Origin of the sequence: Pseudomonas sp. VE 267-6A, assembly GCF_024126555.1 — a bacterium.
Lineage (GTDB): Bacteria > Pseudomonadota > Gammaproteobacteria > Pseudomonadales > Pseudomonadaceae > Aquipseudomonas > Aquipseudomonas palmensis.
Genome location: NZ_JAMYBY010000009.1, coordinates 232444 through 253498, shown reverse-complemented (window position 1 = coordinate 253498; position 21055 = coordinate 232444). Strand labels below are relative to the sequence as shown.

At 65.7% G+C, this 21055-nt stretch carries 17 protein-coding genes; 16 read left to right on the top strand and 1 reads right to left on the bottom strand.

Annotated elements, in window-relative coordinates:
• Nucleotides 1–11 precede the first annotated feature (11 nt).
• The 11 genes from NJH59_RS13165 to NJH59_RS13115 all read left to right on the top strand — a co-directional run bounded on the left by NJH59_RS13165 (nt 12) and on the right by NJH59_RS13115 (nt 13666).
• A complete protein-coding gene (locus NJH59_RS13165) occupies nt 12–1505 on the top strand; it encodes an acetyl-CoA hydrolase/transferase family protein (protein WP_043862331.1) in 1494 nt (497 codons plus the stop codon).
• A 319-nt stretch (nt 1506–1824) separates the two neighbouring features.
• The gene (locus NJH59_RS13160; protein ID WP_043862330.1) at nt 1825–2040 is read left to right on the top strand and encodes a DUF1127 domain-containing protein; all 216 of its coding nucleotides are present in this window, start codon (nt 1825–1827) and stop codon (nt 2038–2040) included.
• Between the two features lie 239 nt (nt 2041–2279).
• On the top strand, nt 2280–2597 hold the full coding sequence (locus NJH59_RS13155; RefSeq protein ID WP_043862329.1) for a DUF2388 domain-containing protein: 318 nt from the start codon (nt 2280–2282) through the stop codon (nt 2595–2597).
• A gap of 114 nt (nt 2598–2711) precedes the next feature.
• On the top strand, nt 2712–3005 hold the full coding sequence (locus NJH59_RS13150) for a DUF2388 domain-containing protein (RefSeq protein ID WP_054916009.1): 294 nt from the start codon (nt 2712–2714) through the stop codon (nt 3003–3005).
• Between the two features lie 27 nt (nt 3006–3032).
• A complete protein-coding gene (locus NJH59_RS13145; protein ID WP_043862327.1) occupies nt 3033–3353 on the top strand; it encodes a DUF2388 domain-containing protein in 321 nt (106 codons plus the stop codon).
• The gene (locus NJH59_RS13140; protein WP_078481905.1) at nt 3350–5305 is read left to right on the top strand and encodes a DUF4105 domain-containing protein; all 1956 of its coding nucleotides are present in this window, start codon (nt 3350–3352) and stop codon (nt 5303–5305) included. Before NJH59_RS13145 ends, NJH59_RS13140 begins: the two co-directional genes overlap by 4 nt.
• Nucleotides 5306–5489: 184 nt before the next feature.
• Nucleotides 5490–6941: a hypothetical protein gene (locus NJH59_RS13135; protein WP_058542006.1), complete on the top strand. Its 1452-nt coding sequence runs from the start codon at nt 5490–5492 to the stop codon at nt 6939–6941.
• Entirely contained in the window at nt 6929–8404 is a 1476-nt protein-coding gene (locus NJH59_RS13130) for a hypothetical protein (RefSeq protein WP_043862324.1), read from the top strand. Before NJH59_RS13135 ends, NJH59_RS13130 begins: the two co-directional genes overlap by 13 nt.
• Nucleotides 8405–8419: 15 nt before the next feature.
• Entirely contained in the window at nt 8420–8824 is a 405-nt protein-coding gene (locus NJH59_RS13125; RefSeq protein WP_054916013.1) for a hypothetical protein, read from the top strand.
• Between the two features lie 110 nt (nt 8825–8934).
• Nucleotides 8935–12627, top strand: a complete 3693-nt coding sequence (locus NJH59_RS13120; protein ID WP_253086865.1) for a tubulin-like doman-containing protein — start codon at nt 8935–8937, stop codon at nt 12625–12627.
• Between the two features lie 10 nt (nt 12628–12637).
• Nucleotides 12638–13666, top strand: coding sequence for a hypothetical protein (locus NJH59_RS13115; protein WP_253086864.1), 1029 nt, complete (start codon nt 12638–12640; stop codon nt 13664–13666).
• 6 nt (nt 13667–13672) lie between these two features.
• Here NJH59_RS13115 and NJH59_RS13110 read toward each other — a convergent pair whose 3' ends face one another.
• Nucleotides 13673–14074: a GFA family protein gene (locus NJH59_RS13110; protein WP_043862321.1), complete on the bottom strand. Its 402-nt coding sequence runs from the start codon at nt 14072–14074 to the stop codon at nt 13673–13675.
• A gap of 295 nt (nt 14075–14369) precedes the next feature.
• Here NJH59_RS13110 and NJH59_RS13105 point away from each other — a divergent pair, with 295 nt between their 5' ends.
• From NJH59_RS13105 to NJH59_RS13085, 5 genes are all read left to right on the top strand, one after another.
• Entirely contained in the window at nt 14370–15677 is a 1308-nt protein-coding gene (locus NJH59_RS13105; protein WP_043862320.1) for a CitMHS family transporter, read from the top strand.
• Between the two features lie 75 nt (nt 15678–15752).
• Nucleotides 15753–16526, top strand: a complete 774-nt coding sequence (locus tag NJH59_RS13100) for a TerC family protein (protein ID WP_043862319.1) — start codon at nt 15753–15755, stop codon at nt 16524–16526.
• Nucleotides 16527–16771: 245 nt separating this feature from the next.
• A complete protein-coding gene (locus tag NJH59_RS13095) occupies nt 16772–18430 on the top strand; it encodes a Na/Pi cotransporter family protein (protein ID WP_043862318.1) in 1659 nt (552 codons plus the stop codon).
• A 37-nt stretch (nt 18431–18467) separates the two neighbouring features.
• Nucleotides 18468–19838, top strand: a complete 1371-nt coding sequence (locus NJH59_RS13090; protein ID WP_253086863.1) for a pitrilysin family protein — start codon at nt 18468–18470, stop codon at nt 19836–19838.
• A 158-nt stretch (nt 19839–19996) separates the two neighbouring features.
• Entirely contained in the window at nt 19997–21019 is a 1023-nt protein-coding gene (locus NJH59_RS13085; RefSeq protein WP_054916017.1) for a DUF5924 family protein, read from the top strand.
• Nucleotides 21020–21055: the final 36 nt, after the last annotated feature.

Here is a 21055-nt window from a genome sequence, read left to right as displayed (position 1 = left end):
GATAATAATCCATGTACCGTGATCGTATTCGCTTGTCCTCTTTGCACAGCAAGGTAATGAGTGCGGCCGATGCCGCAGGTTTGATCGAGGACGGCATGACCGTCGGCATGAGCGGTTTCACCCGTGCCGGCGAAGCCAAGGCCGTGCCCCACGCACTGGCCGAGCGAGCCAAGCTGTCGCCGCTGAAAATCAGCCTGATGACCGGCGCCAGCCTGGGCAACGACCTCGACAAGCAGCTGACCGAAGCCGGTGTGCTGGCCCGTCGCATGCCGTTCCAGGTCGACAGCACCCTGCGCAAGGCCATCAACGACGGCAAGGTGATGTTCATCGACCAGCACCTGTCGGAAACCGTCGAGCAACTGCGCAACCAGCAGCTCAAGCTGCCGGACATCGCGGTCATCGAAGCGGTCGCGATCACCGAAGACGGCCACATCGTGCCGACCACCTCCGTGGGCAACTCGGCCAGCTTCGCCATTTTCGCCAAGCAGGTCATCGTCGAGATCAACATGGCGCACAACGCCAACCTCGAAGGCCTGCATGACATCTATATCCCGACCTACCGGCCGACCCGCACGCCGATCCCGCTGGTGAAAGTCGATGACCGCATCGGCAGCACCGCGATCCCGATCGACCCGGCCAAGATCGTCGGCATCGTCATCACCGAGCAGGCGGACTCGCCGTCCACCGTATTGCCGCCGGACGACGAAACCCAGGGTATCGCCAACCACCTGATCAACTTCCTCAAGCAGGAAGTCGACGCCGGGCGCATGACCAACAAGCTCGGCCCACTGCAGGCCGGCATCGGCAGCATCGCCAACGCGGTGATGTGCGGTCTGATCGACTCGCCGTTCGAAGACCTGACCATGTACTCCGAAGTGCTGCAGGACTCGACCTTCGATCTGATCGACGCCGGCAAGCTGAGCTTTGCCTCGGGCAGTTCCATCACCCTGTCGACCCGTCGCAACGCCGACGTGTTCGGCAACCTGGAGCGCTACAAGGACAAGCTGGTGCTGCGTCCGCAGGAAATCTCCAACCACCCTGAAGTGGTACGGCGCCTGGGCATCATCGGCATCAACACCGCACTGGAGTTCGACCTGTACGGCAACGTCAACTCCACCCACGTGTGCGGCACGCGCATGATGAACGGCATCGGTGGCTCGGGCGACTTCGCGCGCAACGCGCACCTGGCCATCTTCGTCACCAAGTCCATCGCCAAGGGCGGCGCGATCTCCAGCGTGGTACCGATGGTCAGCCATGTGGACCACACCGAGCACGACGTGGACATCCTCGTCACCGAGCAGGGCCTGGCCGACCTGCGTGGCCTGGCGCCGCGCGAGCGCGCCCGGGTGATCATCGACAACTGTGTGCACCCGGACTACCGCGACGCACTGAACGACTACTTTACCCGCGCCTGCGAAAAGGGTGGGCACACCCCGCACATCCTGCGCGAAGCCCTGCAGTGGCATGAAAACCTGGAAGAAACCGGGCGCATGCTGGCCAGCTGAAGCCGTCCCTGTACAGCCGGTGGCGCGCAATGCGCACCGGCTGTACAGTTGCCCCGTCCAACCGTTACACAAACTGTTCTACTGTACCGGTGTTTTGACGGTACCTTCCTACGCAAAATCCCCTCATTGACCCTAAATTGCACCATTTCAGTGCGGACCGGTACAGTTGCGTCCAATACGAGTGCAACAGTCTGCATAAACAGTTAACTGGCCCATCACAATGCAGGTGAACTGTATCTACTGTTATGGACGACACAGGAGGATCATTGGCATCAGTTAAATCACTACCTAATGCCGCCACAAGCGGAAGGATGACACCATGGAACGTACACTCAGTTCCGATCTGGCTTTTGAAAACAACGCTCAACAATCCCAGGGTTCGCTGCCACTGCGCCTGCTGGCCAACCTGATGCTGTGGCAACGCCGCATCGCCAGCCGCCACCAACTGGCTCGCCTGGACTCGCGTCTGCTGGCTGATGCCGGTATCAGCGAAGCACAACGTTACGAAGAGCTGAGCAAGCCTTTCTGGCGTTGATGCAGGGCCCGCCGGCCAACGCCGGCACCCCCGAATTCAAAAACCCGTCGCAGGTGACTGCTGACGGGTTTTTTGTTTGAAAGGCCCGCGCCAGAGCATTCGAACCCAATACCAGTACAGTTTTTATAAACCAAAATATCACCAGTACAATCGTACAGTTGCGCTGCACGAGCCGGCGAAGCAGACGCCGCTGCACCACCTGCTGCATAATAGCCAGGCCCATATTCAGGAGATCGACCATGTCCCGTACCCGCCTGCTTGGCGCCGCAATGCTGCTGGCCCTGGCCTCCACTGCCCACGCATCCAGCTTCGTGGTCACCACCGATACCGTGGTGCGTGGCGTTGCCGCCTCCACCAACGCGACCTCCGATGCCTCCTCATCGCTGCGCGATGACAAGATCGTGCGCGCCGCCCGTGACGACGCCGCCAGCTTCGTCGCCAGCCAGGGCGCCATCCGCGGTGTGAAACTGGAAAGCGCCTTCGCCCACATCCGCCAGCAGGCCCCGACCCTGCAGGCTTCCGACGCCCAACTGGCCCAGGCGATCCTGGCCATCTGAACCGCGCAAGGGCCCGGTACACGTAACAACGTGTAAAAGCCGGGTACCCTGCGCTGGTCCCCACCCGCGCATTGGGATAGCCTTGCCGCCTGATTTCACAGCCAACCAGACCTCATGCGTTATTTGCTACCGCTGCTGCTCGCACTCTGCGCGTCGACTGCCGCCCAGGCCTTCGACCTGACCACTCAAAGCCTTGTGATTGCGGGCTACGCCACCAGCAAGGTGACCACCGCCCCGTTCGATCGCAAGCTGATCCTGGCCGCCCACGACGATGCCGCCGCCTTCGTCGCCAGCGACGGCGCCCTGCGTGGCGCACAGCTGGAAGCCGCCCTGAACGCACTGCGCCAGCACACCCCCGAACTTCATGCCAGCGACCTTGAACTGGCGCAGGCAATTCTCGTCCAATGATCACAACCGATTTTCCGGAGATGCTCCATGCGTAAACCGCTGATTGCCGCCACCCTCGGCCTGATGCTGCTGGCCGACGTGGTCCAGGCACAAACCCTGGTGGCCACCAGCAATATCATCGTGCGTGCCTTTGGCCGCTCGATCGACTTCACCTCCGACACCACCACCTCGATCCGCGACTCCAAGGTCGTGCGCGAGGCCCGTGACGATGCCGCCAGCTTCGTCGCCAGCCGTGGCGATATCCGTGGCGCGCAACTGGAAGCTGCCTTCGATACCCTGCGCCAGCGCGTTCCCGAAGCACGCGACGCCAGCGACCAGGTGCTGGCCGAAGCCATCCTGTCGCTGTGAAACCCCTTGCCTGGCTGTTGGGCAGCGTACTGACGCTGCTCGGCGCCCCTGCGCTGGCCGACCTGCAACTGCACCTGCAGGCAGACGGCCTCGACCCGCAACAGCAGCGGGCCAGCCAGGCACTGCTCGACGAAGCCCTGCAGGCCCTGCCGCCACGCTTGAAGGCTGAGCTGGACCGCCGCGTCGACGTCTCCTGGACCACCCGCATGCCCGAAGACGCCTATGGCCAGGCGTCGCTGGTATCGAGCCTGGAGCTCAACCGGCGCCTGCTGCCGGGCCTCACCGATGGCAGCGCTGCCACCGCGCAGACCGGCCGGCCGCATGGCACGGTGCGCCAGGAGCTGCTGGCCACCGTTCTCCACGAGCTCACTCACCTGTATGACCGCGCCCGCCTGTGGCCAGCGCCCGAGCGCCGGCTGATCAGCCGCTGCGTGCGCCAGAACACCAGCCTGGGGAAGGTGGGGCTGCCCGATGAATGCCGCGGCCAGACCGAACGCCGCTTCACCCTCAGCGACGACCCGCGCCTGCTCGACCTCGCCGGCTGGCCGCAGTACGTGGGCCGGCGTGGCGAGCGCGAACAGCACAACCGCCAGATCGCGCGCACCCCGGACAGCTACGAGCTGAGCAGCCCCAAGGAATTCATCGCGGTCAACATGGAGTACTTCCTCCTCGACCCGAGCTACGCCTGTCGCCGCCCGGCCCTCTACAAGTACCTGCGCGAGCATTTCGACTGGGCGCCTGCCGCTGCCGAGTGCGCGCCGGGGCTGCCGTTCCTCAACGCCGGCAACGACTTCGACAAGCAGCCGCTGGGCCAGGTCGACCCCGAACGCGTGTACGCCGTGGACTTCCTGCTGGCCGAAGCCAACCAGAACTGGGTCAGCCGCTGGGGCCACAGCATGCTGCGCCTGGTGATCTGCGCGCCGGGGCGCCCACGCGGTCCGGACTGCCGCCTGGACCTGGACCAGCACCTGGTGCTCTCGTACCGCGCCTTCGTCAACGACGTGCAGCTATCGAGCTGGGACGGCCTGACCGGCGCCTACCCCTCGCGCCTGTTCGTGCTGCCACTGGCACAGGTGATCGACGAGTACACCAAGACCGAACTGCGCAGCCTGGCTTCGATCCCGCTCAAGCTCGACCGGGACGAAATCGAAGACCTGGTGCGCCAGGCCGCCGAGATGCACTGGAACTACGACGGCCACTATTACTTCCTGTCCAACAACTGCGCGGTCGAAACCCTCAAGCTGCTGCGCAGCGGCACCGGCAACCCGCGCCTGGCCGGGCTCGACAGCATCATGCCCAATGGCCTGCTCGAGGTGCTGCAGGGTCGTGGCCTGGCCGACATGAGCGTGCTCGACGACCCGCGCGAAGCCTTGCGCCTGGGCTACCGCTTCGACTCCTACCGCGACCGCTACCAGGCCATGTTCCAGGTGCTCAAGCAGCACCTGCCGGTGCCGCAGGCCAGCGTGGAGGCCTGGCTCGAACAGCCACCCGCCCAGCGCCAGCAATGGTTCGCCCAGGCCGACCTGCGCACCAGCGCGGCCTTGTTGCTGCTGGAACAGGCCGGCCTGCGCCGCCAGCTGCTACTGGCCCAGGACGAGGTCAAGCAGCGCTACCTCAGCGGTCGCGAGCTCAACGACACCAACGTGGCCCAGGCCAACAGCACCCTGCAGCAGATCCTCGCCAACAGCGGCTTTCTCAGCAAACCGGCCGAACTGCTGAGCGGCAGCGGCTACGGGCTGCCCCAGGCCAGCGAACGCCAGCAGCTGGAGCAGGCCAGCAGCCAGCGCCAACAGCAACTGCAGCGCCTGACCGGCGACCTGGACAAGGAAGTACGCGCCTTGCTCGGCCCCGAGCGCGCCGCCGAAATCGCCGCCGTCGAAGCCAACCTCAAGCAGCTCGGCGAACACCTGCGCGCATTGCACAAGGCCGCTGGCGGGCTGCAATTGCCCTGAGTCGGTAGTTGACTTTGTAACTGCCTGTGCCACTATTTCGCCGCTTGAAAAATGGCATTTGGCTGCCATTGCGCCCCGCCGAAAGGCGCCGGGACATTTCGCAGAACCTCTTTCTTTCGACGTGACGGCCTGACCTCAAGCAGGCACTGCCGCGCACGGACGACCGTTGGCATGGTGGGATTATATGGACGTAGTCGGAGACGACCGCGAGTACGAGTGGTCGCTGGATGGGCAACGCTGGTTGCAGGATGCCCATGGCAGGTTCTCCCTGACCCACGTCGCCGGCAAGGCGCTGGAAGACGCGCAGCCCGACCTGGACTTTCTCGTCGGTGCGCAGCAGGCGCCCGGTGCGCAGGGCTGGCTGCCGGCCAGCTTCCGCCATTGCCCGCAGACCGGTACAGCCCTCACACCCGTGCGCTTCGACCGCCAGCAACGCTGGTTGCCGCCCTATGGCAACGGTAGCGGACGCCGGGTGGTGGAGGGCAGTTGCCGGCTCGACGGTGCCGAGCACACCCTCGCCGCGTTGTACCGCAAGCTGGACGGCGCCACCCCGCGCAGCCTGAACACCGCGCACAAGTACGACCAGCTGCCACGCAAGAACGGCTTGAATTTTCTCGTCGCCAACCTGGGCGGTCATCGCGAGGCGCTGTTTGCGCTGGCCCGCGACGGCAGCCTGTTCCGCTGGCAGCGCCAGGCCCAGGAGTGGGCGGCGCTGTTGCCGCACAGCACCCCGATCGGCCGTTGCAGCCTGCCCAGCTGGGCGTGGGGCGTGAGCCTGCGCGAGGTGGGCGAACAGCAACGCCTGCTGCTGGCCTGTGACGAGGGTGCCACCGAGGTGCGCGTCGACCCGCTCGATGGCCGCTACCATGTCGACCGCTGCCCGGGCCGTGCCATCGCCGCCCCCGGCGATCTCGACGACCAGGTACTGATCCCGCAGCAGATGCCCGACGGCAGCTTCAGCCTGGTGGCACGCCACAATGAACAGTGGACCCTGCACCCCATCGCCCACGCCAACCCGGCGCACCTGCAGGGCCTGTCCGCGCCACTGCGCGACCCGGCCTCGCGGCGCCTGCTGTGGATCGGCGCCCACGGCTACCTCAGCGTCAAGCTCGGCGCCCAGCTGGACGCCCAGTGGCTGAGCTGGCCCGCCGGTGCCCAGGCCCGCCCCGAATACGGCCCGCCGTTCGTCAACGGCTACGGCATCTGGCAGCAACTGTTCGAGGGCAGCGAGCAGTACTGCCTGCGCCTGGACTCGGACGAACGCAAGGAAGTCAAAGGCTCGCGCCTGAGCACCGGCCACCTGAACTACATGTTCAACGTGCGCCTGGATGCGCCCTGGGGCGAGCACGACGTCGACAACACCCCCACCCGGCGCGAAGTGGTCTACCCCTTCATCGAGTTCATCGACAGCCAGTACCTGCTGTCGGTGCGCGTCGAGTGGCCGTCGAGCCTGCAACAGTTCTTCGGCAACGACCAGGCCATCGACAGCCAGTTCTGCCTGGAACGTGTGGGCCAGCCGCCCTTGAGCATCACCCTCAAAGTGGCCCAACCCTGGAACGCCCAGTGGTTCTTCCACGACAACGCCCTGTGGCTGTACATCGATTCGACTGGAGCGCTCTACCGATGGAACGCATGAACCGCCTGCTGCGCCGTGGCCTGCTGCTGGCCCTGAGCCTGGTGTGCCTGAGCGCCCAGGCGCAACCGCTGCGCCAGGTGTTTCTGGTACAGAACTCCGGCTGGATGGAGCCGTTCTACCTCGACCCGGCTTCGGGCTTCAAACCGCTGATCACGCAACTGGCCGCCACCGCCGCCGGCAACGGCGAAGTGGTGATCGGCGCCTTCAACCAGGCCGACAGCAGCCACCCCTCGCCGCAATGGACCTACCGCGGCCCCGGCACCCACGCCAAGCTCGGTGACAGCGTCAATGCACTGGCCCTGGCACGCAAGGCCAGTGGCGCCTATGCCGACACCGACTTCAAGGAAGCCCTGCTGGCCGCGATCAAGACCGGCCTGGAAGGGCGCGAAGGCATCATCTGGATCGTCACCAACAACAAGAACAGCCCCAATAACAGCAGCGAGACCCAGCTCAAGAACCGCGAGTTCTACGACCTGCTGCACAAGGAAGACGTGATCAGCCGCATCGCCGCCTTCCCGCAGAAGATGCCGGTCAAGAGCAGCAACTTCGAAGCCAACGGCCTGATGATCTACGCCCTGGCCTACGGCGCCAATGCCGGTGCCGCGCTGGAACAGGTGCTGGCCCAGCCGGCCCTGGCCAAACTGCTGAACGACGCGCGTGTACGCCTCAAGCCGCTGACCCAGGCCGCCGTGCGCTTCATCCCGACCGGCGTCAAGGACACCCCCGACGTCAGTGCAGAGCTGGCCCCCGACCAGCAGACCGTGGTGCTCAACATCAACGTCGACGGCTCGCCCAAGACCGCGGTGTTGCTGGGCCGCTTCGAGAACCAGTTCAACCCCTACCAGATCCACTCAGCCAAGGTCGCGATGAGCCTGGACATGCCCGGCGAAGCCCTGCAGTCGGCGATCTCGATGGACCGCATCGAGAACCTCGAACCCGGCGCCCGCTCCGACGAGCTGTCGATCAGCCTGCAACTGCCGCCGCTGCCGTCGCAGTGGTCCAGCGAAGTGCTGCTGTCCAGCGGCTACCAGCGTGCCGGGGCCATCGAAGTGCGCCTGAGCGAGCAGCAACTGCAGATTTCCCAGCAGTTCATCGAGCGCATGAACGAGCTGTTCCCCAACGATGCACTGCCCGATGTGTTCCTGCCGTCCAGCGAAGCCAGCGCTTCGGCCACCCGCCTGCCGATCGTGCTGCAGATCAGCTACCCGCTGGGCCCGGTGCTGTTGCTGCTGGCCCTGCTGGTGCTGGCGTTGATCGGCCTGTTGCTGGCCAAGGCCCTGATCGGCGGCAAGAAGCCGGTCACGGTGATGGTCGAAGGCATCGCCCAGCAGTACCCGCTCAAGCCGTTCAGCAGCGCCAGCGTCTATGACGCCCGGCAGAACAAGGTCGCGACCGTAAAGCGCGGCCTGTTCGGCGCCACCCTCGAAAAACTCGCCGCCGACGTCGCCGTGCGCCTCAAATAACCCAGGACCCCGATCATGACCCAGACCAGCTCCCTGCCAGCCCCCGTAGAAAACGACGCCGCACCGGCCACCACCACCTCCACCCTGAGCGTTCCGGCGCCGCTGATGGACCTGGGCCCGAAAAAGGTCGACAGCCGTGACGCCCTGATCGGCGTGGCCGTACTGGTGGTACTGGCGCTGATCTTCTTCGTGATCAAGAACGCCTACGCCAACTGGCGCGTGCGCGAGCGCGTGGCCCCCAGCCGCGCCAACGCCTCGGGCTGGTTCCTGTTCCTGGGCCTGCTGCTGGTCTCGGCCATGGCCGTGCTGGCGGTGATCAACTCCGGTCAGTTCCTCACCCCGCTGTACCTTGCACCACTGGCTGGCGTGGCCGGCATTTCGCTGGTGGCCTGGCTGATGACCTTCTCGGCCAAGCGCTGAGCCCGGCCTGCACTGCCCGCGTCAGGCCTGGCCTGACGCTTCAATTTGATCCACGGATTTAGCCCGCCGACCCGATTCGGCCAGCCCAGCCAGGGCTCATGGAGTTTCAGATGAACGAGAATGCACAACCTTCCGGCCCGGCAGCGCTGAACATGGTCAGCGAGAAGATCCACCCGACGCTGTTCATCGCCCTGGGCGGTACCGGCATGAAGGTCAACATTCGCCTGCGCCGGCGCATTCTCAATGCCATCTGGGGCGGCAACAACCAGGTGCAGCAGATTGCCGACTTCCCCCTGGTGCAGTTCATCAACTTCGACCTGGATGCTGGCGAAGTCACCCAGGACGGCAAGTCGATCAAGACCGACGTGCTGGCCGAACAAGTGGCCTTTACCTCCGAAGAGAAGATCATCGAGCCGCTCAACCTGAGCAAGTACACCCACTCGATGGACGAGCTCAACCGCCACCGTGAAGTGGCCGAATGGTTCCCGTTGACCCCGGACAAGATCCGCGCCCTGGGCATCGACCCCTCCAAGGGCGCCGGGCAGATCCGTGCGCTGTCGCGCCTGTACTTCTACGACAAGTACCCGGTGATCCGCGACAAGCTGCGCGACAAGGTCGGACGCCTGCTGGCCAACATCGGCGGCAACGCCGACAAGCTCAAGAAGCTCGGCCTGGAAATCGACCCCGGCAAGATCCGTATCGTCATCAGCGGTTCGGCGGCCGGCGGCACCGGGTCCGGTTCGTTCCTGGACATGGGCTACCTGGCCAAGGCGATCCTCAAGGAACACAACATCGCCGGCAAGGTCGACCTGTTCTTCGTGTTGCCCGGCGGCTTCCATGCCTACAACACCGAGCGCGTGCAGGCCAACGGCTATGCGGCGCTGATGGAGCTGGAAACCAGCATGCGCGGCAACCGCCTGGTCAAGCACTGGGACGCCACCGACAACCTGTTCATCGACAACCGCCCGTACGATGACGTCTACATCATCGACAACAGCAACGTCGCCCAGGCCAAGACCAGCGACCAGGAAGACGTCTACGAGATGCTCTCGGACGTGCTGTTCACCGACTTCACCTCGCAGGACTTCGCCAACAAGAAGCGTTCGATCGCGGTCAACCAGAACCAGCACAAGATCCGCTCCTACACTGTGCGCCTGCCCCAGGACTACGGCGACGACACCGAGCTACGCTTCCCGTGCTCGTACTCATCGCTCGGCCAGGCCGTGCTCGACACCCAGATCGACGCGCGCCAGAACGTGCGCCTGAGCCGTCAGGTACAGCAGATGCTCAAGGCGTTCTTCGGCATCGCCAACGCCTCGGCCAACGACAACCGTCCTACCGACCGCGAGCGTGACGACTTCCTGCGCGAGCAGCTGAACGTCACCCCGCGTACCTTCACCGAACTGCCGGACTTCCTGTCCAAGGTCGAGCTGACCCTGGCCACCGGCGAGTTCACCCACTACCAGATCGCCGACGACCTGCTGCTGGTGGAGGGCGACAACAGCATCACCGCCCAGATCGAGCAGAAGGTCGAAGCGTTGTTCGAACGCCTGCACAGCGGCGGCGCCGACAAGGACCAGTGGCTGACCCATGTGCGCGAGATCCAGCAGCAGCTGGAACGCGACACCAAGGGCAGCAACATCGACAGTGCCGAGCGCAACCACGAAGTGCGCATCAAGGAAAACCGCCAGCGCCGCCTGACCGAGCTGGTGCGCGAAGACGCCCTGCCGGAAAAACTCTTCCGTCGCCTGGACGACGATGAGCGCGGTGGCCTGGACTACACCCTGGCCCTGGTCGAGATGCTCAAGGACCGCCTGGAAAACGAAGGCAGCGGCATCATCCCGGCGCTGGAAAAGAACGCCGCACGCTTCAAGGAACTGGCCGAGAAGCTGGAGTCCTCGGAGCTGGCCCGCGAATTCGAGCGCCTCAAGGAAACCACCGGCGGCGGCCTGATGGCCCGTCTCAGCGGCAAGGACAAGCAGGCCGAGACCGTGCTCACCCAGGTCAAGGACACCCTGCGCGACAGCCTGTTGTTCTACGTGCGCCATGTGGCCGCGCGCGAGGCGGCCCAGTTGCTGCGCGAGCTGTCCGACTGGCTGGGCCGCAAGGAGTCGGTGGACCAGAGCGGTCGCGCGGTGTGGAACGGCTTCGTCGGTCGCCTGCAGGACGGGCGCAACGCAGTCGACCAGCTGCTGCGCCGGATCGAGACCGACATCAGCAAGATCGACGCCAGCATCAAGGAAAAACACGCCACGCTGATCCCCCTGGCGCTGGTGCAGAACAACGAAGAGCAACCGGTGGACGGCGCCCAGGTACGCGAGTGGGCCAAGGACGCATTCAAGGACTTCGGCGGTTCCAAGACCCTGTTCGGCAAGCTGCAGGACGAGGAGGGCCAGGAAGAGCTGCTGTCCAAGCTGCGCGCCAAGGCCGTACAGCAACTGCCGCGCCAGACCCAGGGCACCGACCCGCTGCTCAGTGCGCTGGCCGCGCTGACCCCGGACGAGCAGCGCGAGAAGTTCCGCCAGCTGCTGCAACGTGCCATGCCGTGGACCCCGCTCAACCTCACCGGCGGCTTCGGCATCGGCAAGGACCGCTACACCTGCCTGGTCGGCGTGCAGGACGCCAATGAGTTCAAGCGCACCTATGGCGCCATGCTCGGCCAGTGCCTGCCACAGGGCACCGGCATGACCGCCGGGCAGATCCAGTTCGTCGAGTCGGGCACCCCGGGCAAGCTGATCTGCTTTACCGAGCTCAGCGGCTTCCCTCTGCCGGCGCTGACCCCGCTGCCGACCTACCTGGCCAGCTACCGCAAGGAAAGCACCACCATCCCGCTGCACAGCCACAAGCGCATCAGCCAGTTCGTGCAGCCGATCCAGTTCACCCAGGAGCAGTACCGCCAGTTCGCCGAGGACTTCAAGCTGTACCTGCACGCGGTCGTGATGGGGGTACTGCGCCGCAACCCGTCGGAACGCTACGAACTGATGATCGACCAGGACTACTTCAGCGTCGGTGACGAGTTCGCGATCCGCCAGAACGGCCTGAACCAGCTGCAGCGCAAGGACATCGAAGACCAGCTGCGCCAACGCTACGAGCAACTGCGCAGCCCGCAGCAACTGGCAGCCATGGTCGCGCTGTTCGAAGACCTGCGCCGCGGCGCCTACAAGCCGCAGATGCGCCAGGACGAAATCGGCGTGTCGTCGCTGTACCAGACCTTCCCGTACAAGATCGCCGAGCTGCTGAAAAACGAGTACGACAACCGCCTCAAGCGCCAGGCCCCGGACAACGCCGAGCGCCTTGTCGAGCAGGCGCGCGCGTTGCTGCAGCAGTTCACCGAGCCGGTCAGCGGCTCGCGCGCCGATGTGTACCGCGACGAAGTGCACGACGAGCACAGCGAGAAGCGCACCCTGCTCAAGGACTTCTTCACCAGCGGCTGGCTCGACAGCCTGTTCCAGCCGGCCGCCAGCACAGCGCCAGCTACCGCCCCCATGCCGGGCATGGCGCCACCGCCGCCACCAGGCGCAGCCGGCATGGTGCCACCGCCGGTGGCCGCACCGCAGTACAGCTACCACCTGAGCGTGGCCGGCACCAACTATGGCCCGTACACCACCAGCCAGCTGCAGCAGTACGTGCAGACCGGCCAGGTGACCCGCGACAGCCTGTTGTGGCGCGAAGGCATGGCCGCCTGGCTGGGCGCCGGGCAGATCGCCGAGCTGGCCCACCTGTTCGCCCCGACGCCCGCCGCAGCGCCGCCTGTCGGTACCCCACCGCCCGTTGCGCCGATGGCGCCACCGCCTGTGAACTGAGGAAGGCCCCATGTCCGCATCCGCGAAAAATCCGGCCTTCCCGCTCAACTGCGCCAGCAGCGCGTGCAACCAGCCTCTGAGCGGCCCGGTGGCGTTCTGTCCGTACTGCGGCGCCAGCAGCCAGGTTGTGGCCGCTGCACCCGCCGCGCCGGCGCCGGTGGTCGTGGTGAGCGCGGCCCCGACCCCCATGCCCGCAGCGGCGCCCGCGCCGGTGATCGAATCGGTGCACACGCTGGCCCCGGCAGGCATCGTGAGCACACCGGTGGTGACGCCGCCGCCCGTACCGCCGGCAGTGCAGGGGGCGCCGGTGGTCAAGTCGCGCAACCTCGGGCGCAAGCTTGCCCTGGCCGCCGGTGTGGTTGTGGCGGTACTCGGCTACGGTGCCTACCAGGCCAGCCAGCGCCAGTCGCTGCAGCAGTTCGAAGCCGAACTGGCCGCCGGCCAGGCGTGCCTGCGCAGCAGCCAGTTCGACTGTGCGCTGGAAAAAGCCGAAAGCGCGCTGCGCATCGAGAGCAAGGACCCGCGCGCCATCAGCCTGCTGCAACGCGCCCAGGCCGGGCTCGAGGGCCAGCAGCGCGACCAGCAGGCCAAGGCCCAGGCGGCAGCCGCTGCGGCCAGTGCGGCAGCCGCTCGTCAGGCTGCTGCCGAACGGGCGCAACGCGAGCAGCAGGCCCGTGAGCTGGCCACCAAGGAGCAGCAGCTACGCGACGAGCAAACCCAGCTCGCCAAGCGCCAGCAACAGCTGGAACAACAGGCTCGCGTCGTGCAGCCGGCGCAGCAGCGTCCGCTCACCACCCCGCGCCCGCCCGTACAACGACCTGCCAGCGCAGCCAATGCCGGGCTGGTGGGCCAGCAACTGAGCCAGGCACGCAGCGCCCTGGCCCGTCGTGACGGTGCCACCGCCCGTTCGCTGGCCAACAGCGTGCTCAGCCAGGACCCTGGCAACCGCCAGGCGCAGATCATCCTGCGCCAGGCCGAGCAGCTGCGCGCTCAGTCGTTCAACACGCCAAAGGGCCTGGGCGGGGTGATCATCGAGTAGCCCGCGCTACAGCGTCTCGCCGGGCTCGCCCGGCAGCTGCTCGTCCAGGTGCACCCAGGGCAGCCGGCTGTCGGTCCAGATATGCCGGCGCGGCTGCACCTGCTCCGGTGCGTCCAGGGTGGTGATGGTGATATCGATGCTTTCGGGGCTCAGGTCGGTGGTCAGCGCCATGTGCGCGCCACAGCGGCTGCAGAAGTAGCGCACGCAGCTGGCCGACGAGTCGTAGCGCTGCGGCGTGCCCAGCAGCCACTGGAAGTCCTCGCAGCGCACCGTCGCCCAGGTCACCAGCAACCCGCCGGTCACGCGCCGGCACACCGAACAATGGCAGTGCGCGACATCCTCCAGCGCACCCGCCACCCGATACCGCACGGCGCCGCAATGGCAGCCGCCTTCATGCACTTCGCCCATCCTCGTCGCTCCTGCAGACCCGCACTGGTTGATGAAACCTTCTGTCGCCTTTGTGCCGCCGAAAGCTGGCTGAAAGCTTGGGCACTTAGCATCGCCTCACCTCCGGCAAAAGACCGGTCAGCCAGGGCTCTGACTTTACTGCAGTGCCCGGCCCAATCAACAACAACAATGGTGATACTGATGTCCTTCCACGCCCGCGTTCTGCCTGCCCTCCCGCCGTCACTCCCAGCACCGCGCACATTGCGCTGATCCGTTCGTCCCTTTCTCGACGCGCCTCGCCTGGAGTAACTGCCCCATGCTGACCTTCCTCGGCTTCGCCATGGTCATCACCTTCATGTACCTGATCATGACCAAGCGCCTGTCGGCCTTGATCGCGCTGATTCTGGTACCGATCATTTTCGCCCTGTTCGGCGGCTTCTCGGGCGAGATCGGCCCGATGATGCTGCAGGGCATCAGCAAGCTGGCACCCACCGGCGTGATGCTGATGTTCGCCATTCTGTACTTCGCCCTGATGATCGACTCCGGCCTGTTCGACCCGGCCGTGCGCAAGATCCTCAAGCTGGTCAAGGGAGACCCGCTGAAAGTCTCGGTGGGCACCGCCGCGCTGGCCCTGGTGGTATCGCTGGACGGTGACGGCGCCACCACCTACATGATCTGCGTGGCCGCCATGCTGCCGCTGTACAGCCGCCTGGGCATGAGCCCGCGGATCATGGCCGGCCTGATCATCCTGGCCGGCGGGGTGATGAACATGACCCCCTGGGGCGGCCCCACCGCCCGCGCCGCCAGCGCGCTGCACGTCGACCCGTCGGACATCTTCGTGCCGATGATCCCGGCCATGGCCTTCGGCGTGTTCGCCATCCTGGCCATCGCCTATATGTACGGCAAGCGCGAACGTGCCCGCCTGGGCGAACTGCACCTGCCGGGCGATGAAATCGACCACAGTGAAATCAGCGTATCGCAATATCCCGACGCGCGCCGGCCCAAGCTGCTGTGGTTCAACGGCGCATTGACCCTGGCCCTGATGGTCGCGCTGATCGCCGGCCTGCTGCCGCTGCCGGTGCTGTTCATGATCGCCTTCAGCATCGCCATGGTGGTCAACTACCCGTGCCTGCAACAGCAGAAGGATCGCGTCGCGGCCCACGCCGGCAGCGTGCTGGCGGTGGTGGGGCTGATCTTCGCGGCGGGCATCTTCACCGGCATCCTGTCGGGCACCGGCATGGTCGAGGCCATGTCCAAGAGCCTGCTGGCGGTGATCCCCGAAGCGATGGGCCCGTACCTGGCGGTAATCACCGCGATCGTGAGCATGCCGTTCACCTTCTTCATGTCCAACGACGCCTTCTACTACGGCGTGCTGCCGGTGCTGGCCGAAGCTGCCAGCCACTACGGCATCAGCCCGGTGGAGATGGCCCGTGCCTCGATCGTCGGGCAACCGGTCCACCTGCTCAGCCCGCTGGTACCCTCGACCTACTTGCTGGTAGCCCTGGCCGGTATAGAATTCGGCGATCACCAGCGCTTCACCCTCAAATGGGCGGTGCTGGTGTGCCTGTGCATCATGTTCGCGGCGCTGCTGATGGGAATTTTCCCGCTGTTCAGCAGCCTATAATTCATCCGTTTCATCCCAACGCTTGCGCGTCGACCCCTGCGGCGCGCAACGCCCCACACGCTCGAAGGAACACACATGGAATGGCTGACCAACCCGGAAATCTGGGTTGCCTTTTTTACCCTGACGGCTCTCGAGATCGTCCTGGGCATCGACAACATCATCATGATCTCGATCCTGGTCAGCCGCATGCCCAAGCACATGCAGCAGCGCACCCGGATCTTCGGCCTGGCGCTGGCGATGGTCACGCGCATCCTGCTGCTGCTGTCGATCGCCTGGGTCATGCGCCTGACCGCCGACCTGTTCCATGTGTTCGGCCAGGGCATTTCCGGGCGTGACCTGATCCTGTTCTTCGGCGGCCTGTTCCTGTTGTGGAAGAGCTCCCAGGAGATCTACCACGGCCTCGAAGGCGAGGACGAAACCCACGACGAGCCGTCTTCCGGCAAAGCCGGTGGCAAGTTCCTGTACACCATCATCCAGATCGCGATCATCGACATCGTGTTCTCGCTGGACTCGGTGATCACCGCAGTGGGCATGGTGTCCCACGTGCCGGTGATGGTGGCGGCGATCATCGTCGCGGTGCTGGTGATGATGCTGTGCGCCAGGACCATCAGCGAGTTCATCGACAAGCACCCGTCGCTGAAGATGCTCGCGCTGTCGTTCCTGATCGTGGTCGGCACCGTGCTGATTGCAGAAGCCTTCGACGTGCACGTACCCAAGGGCTACGTCTACTTCGCCATGGCCTTCTCGCTGGCGGTGGAGGCGATCAACATCAAGATGCGCACCGCGGCGGCGAAAAAGAAACAGCAGAGCGACCCGGTGAAACTTCGCAAGGACATTCCGGGTCAGTAACACTGGCTGCGTTGAACAACAGGCCCCGAATGGGGCCTTTTGTCTTTTGGGAGGGCAACGCGCCAGCGAAGTTGCCCTAACCGGCGCGCGAGGTTTCAAAGCCTGTGCATGCATGCCATGCTGGCGCCACGGCCCTTGGCCGACTACAGCTTAAGTGAGCACTGGAAAAAACCGCCGGTCACCAGGCCAGGCTCACCGCGTCATCCACTTGCCCCACTGGGGCGCCTTAACAGGGGGCCGTAAGTATGCTGACCCTGCTCAACCTGCTCTCGGCCGTGGCCCTGCTGATCTGGGGCACACATATCGTACGTACCGGCATCCTGCGGGTGTACGGTTCCAACCTGCGCCGATTGCTGAGCCAGAACATGGCCAAGCGGCCCCTGGCGTTCATCGCCGGCATCCTGGTCACGGCCATGGTGCAGAGCAGCAACGCCACCGCGATGCTGGTGACCTCGTTCGTCGGCCAGGGCCTGATGACCCTCACCCCGGCCCTGGCCATCATGCTCGGCGCCGACGTGGGGACCGCGCTGATGGCGCGAGTGCTGACCCTGGACCTGTCGTGGCTGTCGCCGCTGCTGATCTTCCTCGGGGTGATCTTCTTCCTCTCGCGCAAGCAGACCCGCGCCGGGCAACTGGGGCGCGTAGGCATCGGCCTGGGCCTGATCATCCTGGCCCTGCAACTGATCGTGGAGGCCGCTGCACCGATTACCCAGGCCCAGGGCGTCAAGGTGCTGTTTGCCTCGCTGACCGGCGACATCCTGCTCGACGCCCTGGTGGGCGCGCTGTTCGCCCTGATCTCGTATTCCAGCCTGGCCGCGGTGCTGCTCACCGCCACCCTGGCCGGCGCCGAAATGATCAGCCTGCCGGTGGCCATCGGCCTGGTGATCGGCGCCAACATCGGCAGCGGCCTGCTGGCGTTCCTGAGCACCAGCATGCAGAACGCCGCCGGGCGCCAGGTGGCGCTGGGCAGCCTGCTGTACAAGCTGATCGGCCTGCTGGTGGTCATCCCGGTGCTCGACCCGCTGGTGCACTGGATGGACAGCCTGACCTTCAGCCCGCAAGAGCTGGTGATCGGCTTCCACCTCATCTACAACACCCTGCGCTGCCTGGCCCTGCTGCCCACCGCGACGCCAATGGGGCGCCTGTGCCGCTGGCTGCTGCCCGAGCGCGAGGAAACCAACGGCCACGCCAAGCCCCGCCACCTGGACCCTGCCGCGCTGGACACCCCGAGCCTGGCACTGGCCAACGCGGTGCGCGAGACCCTGCGCCTGGGCGACCTGGTCGACAGCATGCTCGATGCCATGCTCAACGTGCTGCGCGGCAGCCAGACCGCCCTGACCCAGCAGGTGCGCACCCTCAGCGACGACGTCGAGGGCCTGTACAACGCCATCAAGCTGTACCTGGCGCAGATGCCCCGCGAAGACCTCGGCGAGCACGACAGCCAGCGCTGGGCCGAGATCATCGAGCTGGCGATCAACCTCAAGCTGGCCAGCGACCTGATCGAGCGCATGCTGCGCAAGGTGCAGCAGCAGAAGACGTCGCAGCGCCGCGAGTTCTCCCAGGTGGGCCTGGAGGAGCTGACCGTGCTGCAGACCCAGCTGCTGTCCAACCTGCGCCTGGGCCTGTCGGTGTTCCTCAGTGGCGACCCGCACAGCGCACGCCAGCTGCTGCGCGAGAAGCGTCGCTTCCGCGCCCAGGAGCGGCGCCTGGCCCATGCCCACGTCAGCCGCCTGCAGCGCAAGGTGGTGCAGAGCATCGAGACCAGCTCGCTGCACCTGGAACTGATCGCCGACATGAAACGTCTCAACTCGCTGTTCTGCAGCAGTGCCTATGCGGTACTGGGCGGCAGCGATACCGGCGCCCTGATGATCGACAGCGTACCGGACGATGCCCATTCGCCTTGACCCGACGCTGCCCCGAACCCGTGCAAGGAAGCCTGTGATGCGTTGCCTGATGTTCATCTGCCTGTTGCTGGGCGCCCCTTCAAGCTTTGCCCTCGACCGCACCCAGGTCGAGGGCTACCTGTTGCCCAACGGCCTGCAGGTGCTGCTCAAGCCCGGCTACGAGCGCGACCATGTGTCGATCCGACTGGTGGTGGGCATCGGCTTCGACGACTTCCCGTGCGCGCGCCAGGAACTGCCGCACCTGCTCGAACACCTGTTGTTCAGCGGTATCGACGACACGGGCGAAGGCGGGCTGGAAGAACGCATGCAGGCCCTGGGCGGTGAATGGAACGCCTACACCAGCAGCGCCGACACCACCTTCGTCATCGAGGCCCCGGCGCGCAACCAGCGCAAGGTGCTCGACCTGCTGCTGGCCGTGCTCCAGGACACACGTATCGATGCCAACGCCTTGCAGGTGTCGAAGAGCATCGTCGAGCGTGAAGACGGCGGGCACTACACCCACCTGCAGCGCTGGCTGGACCGCCAGGACCTCGGCCATCGCGCCAGCGACCAGCTGGCGGTGGAGCTGGGGCTCAAGTGTGCCGAGCGCTCCTCGGTGCAGGACATGACCCTGGAAGAAGTGAATGAACTGCGCCAGCACTGGTACGCCCCCAACAACATGAGCCTGATCGTGGTCGGCGGCCTGGATCGCGTGCTGCCCGCCTACCTGGAGCGCACCTGGGGCCAGCTGGAGCCGGTGGAACCGGGCGAGCGCCGGGTACTCGATGGCGTGACCCACAAGGCCCAGGCGCGCCGCGAGCTGATCCGCGGCTGGCTGGGCGACAGTGCGCGGTTGCACTGGATGTTCCTGGAGCCGGTGCTGGATGAAAACCACGACGCCACCTACGACCTGCTGCAGCGCTACCTGGACTGGGCGCTGTATCGCGAATTGCGCCTGCAGCACAGCCTGTCGTACGGGCCGTCGGCGCAACGCGAGCGTTTTGGCGACACCGGCCTGTTGAGCCTGAATGCCGACCTGGACAGCGATCAGGTCGAGGCGGCCGAGCAGATCCTGGGGCAGATGATCGAGCGCCTGCGCAAGGACGGACTGGACCGCGCCACGTTCGAGCGCATCAAGGCCGCGGCAATCGCCCGCGAAGCGTGGACCAGCCAGGGCAACAGCGCGCTGGCCGACTACTACTGGGGAGCGTTGAACGACTATGCCGACGGTCGGGTCGGCGAGGCGAAGACCCGGTTGCGCGAGGTCAGCCTGGAGGATGCGGATGCGGCGCTGCAGGCGCTGTTCGCCGAGCCTGGGTATGTGCGGGTAGAGAAGCCGTTGCTGGGGTATGACCAGCTGGTGGGGCTGGGGGCGTTGGGGCTAGGGGTGTTGCTGGCGGGCATGCTGCTATGGCGGCGGCGCCGCTGACGCTACCGCGGATGTAGGAGCCGGCGTTGCCGGCGAATGCCGCACCGCGCAGCCACGCCGAACGCGTAACGGCCTTCGCCGGCAACGCCGGCTCCTACAAGCGCAGCAAGCAGCGTATCCTGTAACAGATTTTTACCTCACCCAGCGAACGCCCCACCATGCCCGCACTTCTCCTGCGCCTGATCGACCTGATAAAGCGCTACCCGGGGGTCATCGCCCTCGGCGGTTTCATTTCCGGTATCGGCAGTTTCATCCTGGTCGACCGTCAGGAAGGCCTGGCCAGCTGGGTCGCCATCCTGCTGCTGGTGAGCTGGCTGTGGCTGATGTTCGAGAACACCTTCACCCAGCTGTTCACCCGCCTGTTCAAGCGCGAGATCCCGCAGCCGCTGCTGCGCTACGCCACGCAGATGATCCACCAGGAAAGCCTGTTCTTCGTGCTGCCGTTCTTCTTCGTCACCACCACCTGGAACAGCGGCCAGCTGGTGTTCACCGGCCTGCTGGCCGGCGCCGGGCTGGTGTCGATCGTCGACCCGCTGTACTACCGCTGGCTGGCGCCGCGCCGCTGGCTGTTCCTGGCCCTGCACACCCTGACCCTGTTCGCCGCGCTGCTCACGGCGCTGCCGATCATCCTGCACCTGACCACGTCGCAGAGCTTCAAGCTGGCGCTGGGCATCGCCATGCTGCTGTCGTTCCCGAGCCTGGCCAGCAGCTTCCCGATCAATCACTGGCGCCGTGCCGCCATGCTGGTGCTGGTCACCCTGGCCGTTGGCGGCAGCGGCTGGCTGCTGCGCTCGTGGGTGCCGCCGGCGACACTGTGGATGACCGAAGTGGCCATCAGCACCCAGCTGCAGAACCGCACCCCCGGCGACAGCCTGGAGCAGGTCAGCGCCAGCCAGATCCGCAGCGCCGGGCTCTATGCCTATACCGCGATCAAGGCCCCGCGCGGCCTCAACGAACGCATCTACCACGTATGGAAACAGGACGGCAAAGAGGTCGATCGCATTGCCCTGAACATCAATGGCGGGCGCAAGGAAGGCTACCGCGCCTGGACCCACAAGCAGGTGTTCCCCAGCAACCCGGTCGGGCACTGGCAGGTGCGCGTGCTCACCGAAGACGGCCAGGTGATCGGCGTGCTGCGCTTCGAGGTGGTTGATGACGGTCAAGCATCCGTCGCCAAGTGACGCTATGCTCTGACCCGGCGCACTGGAGCGCCTGCC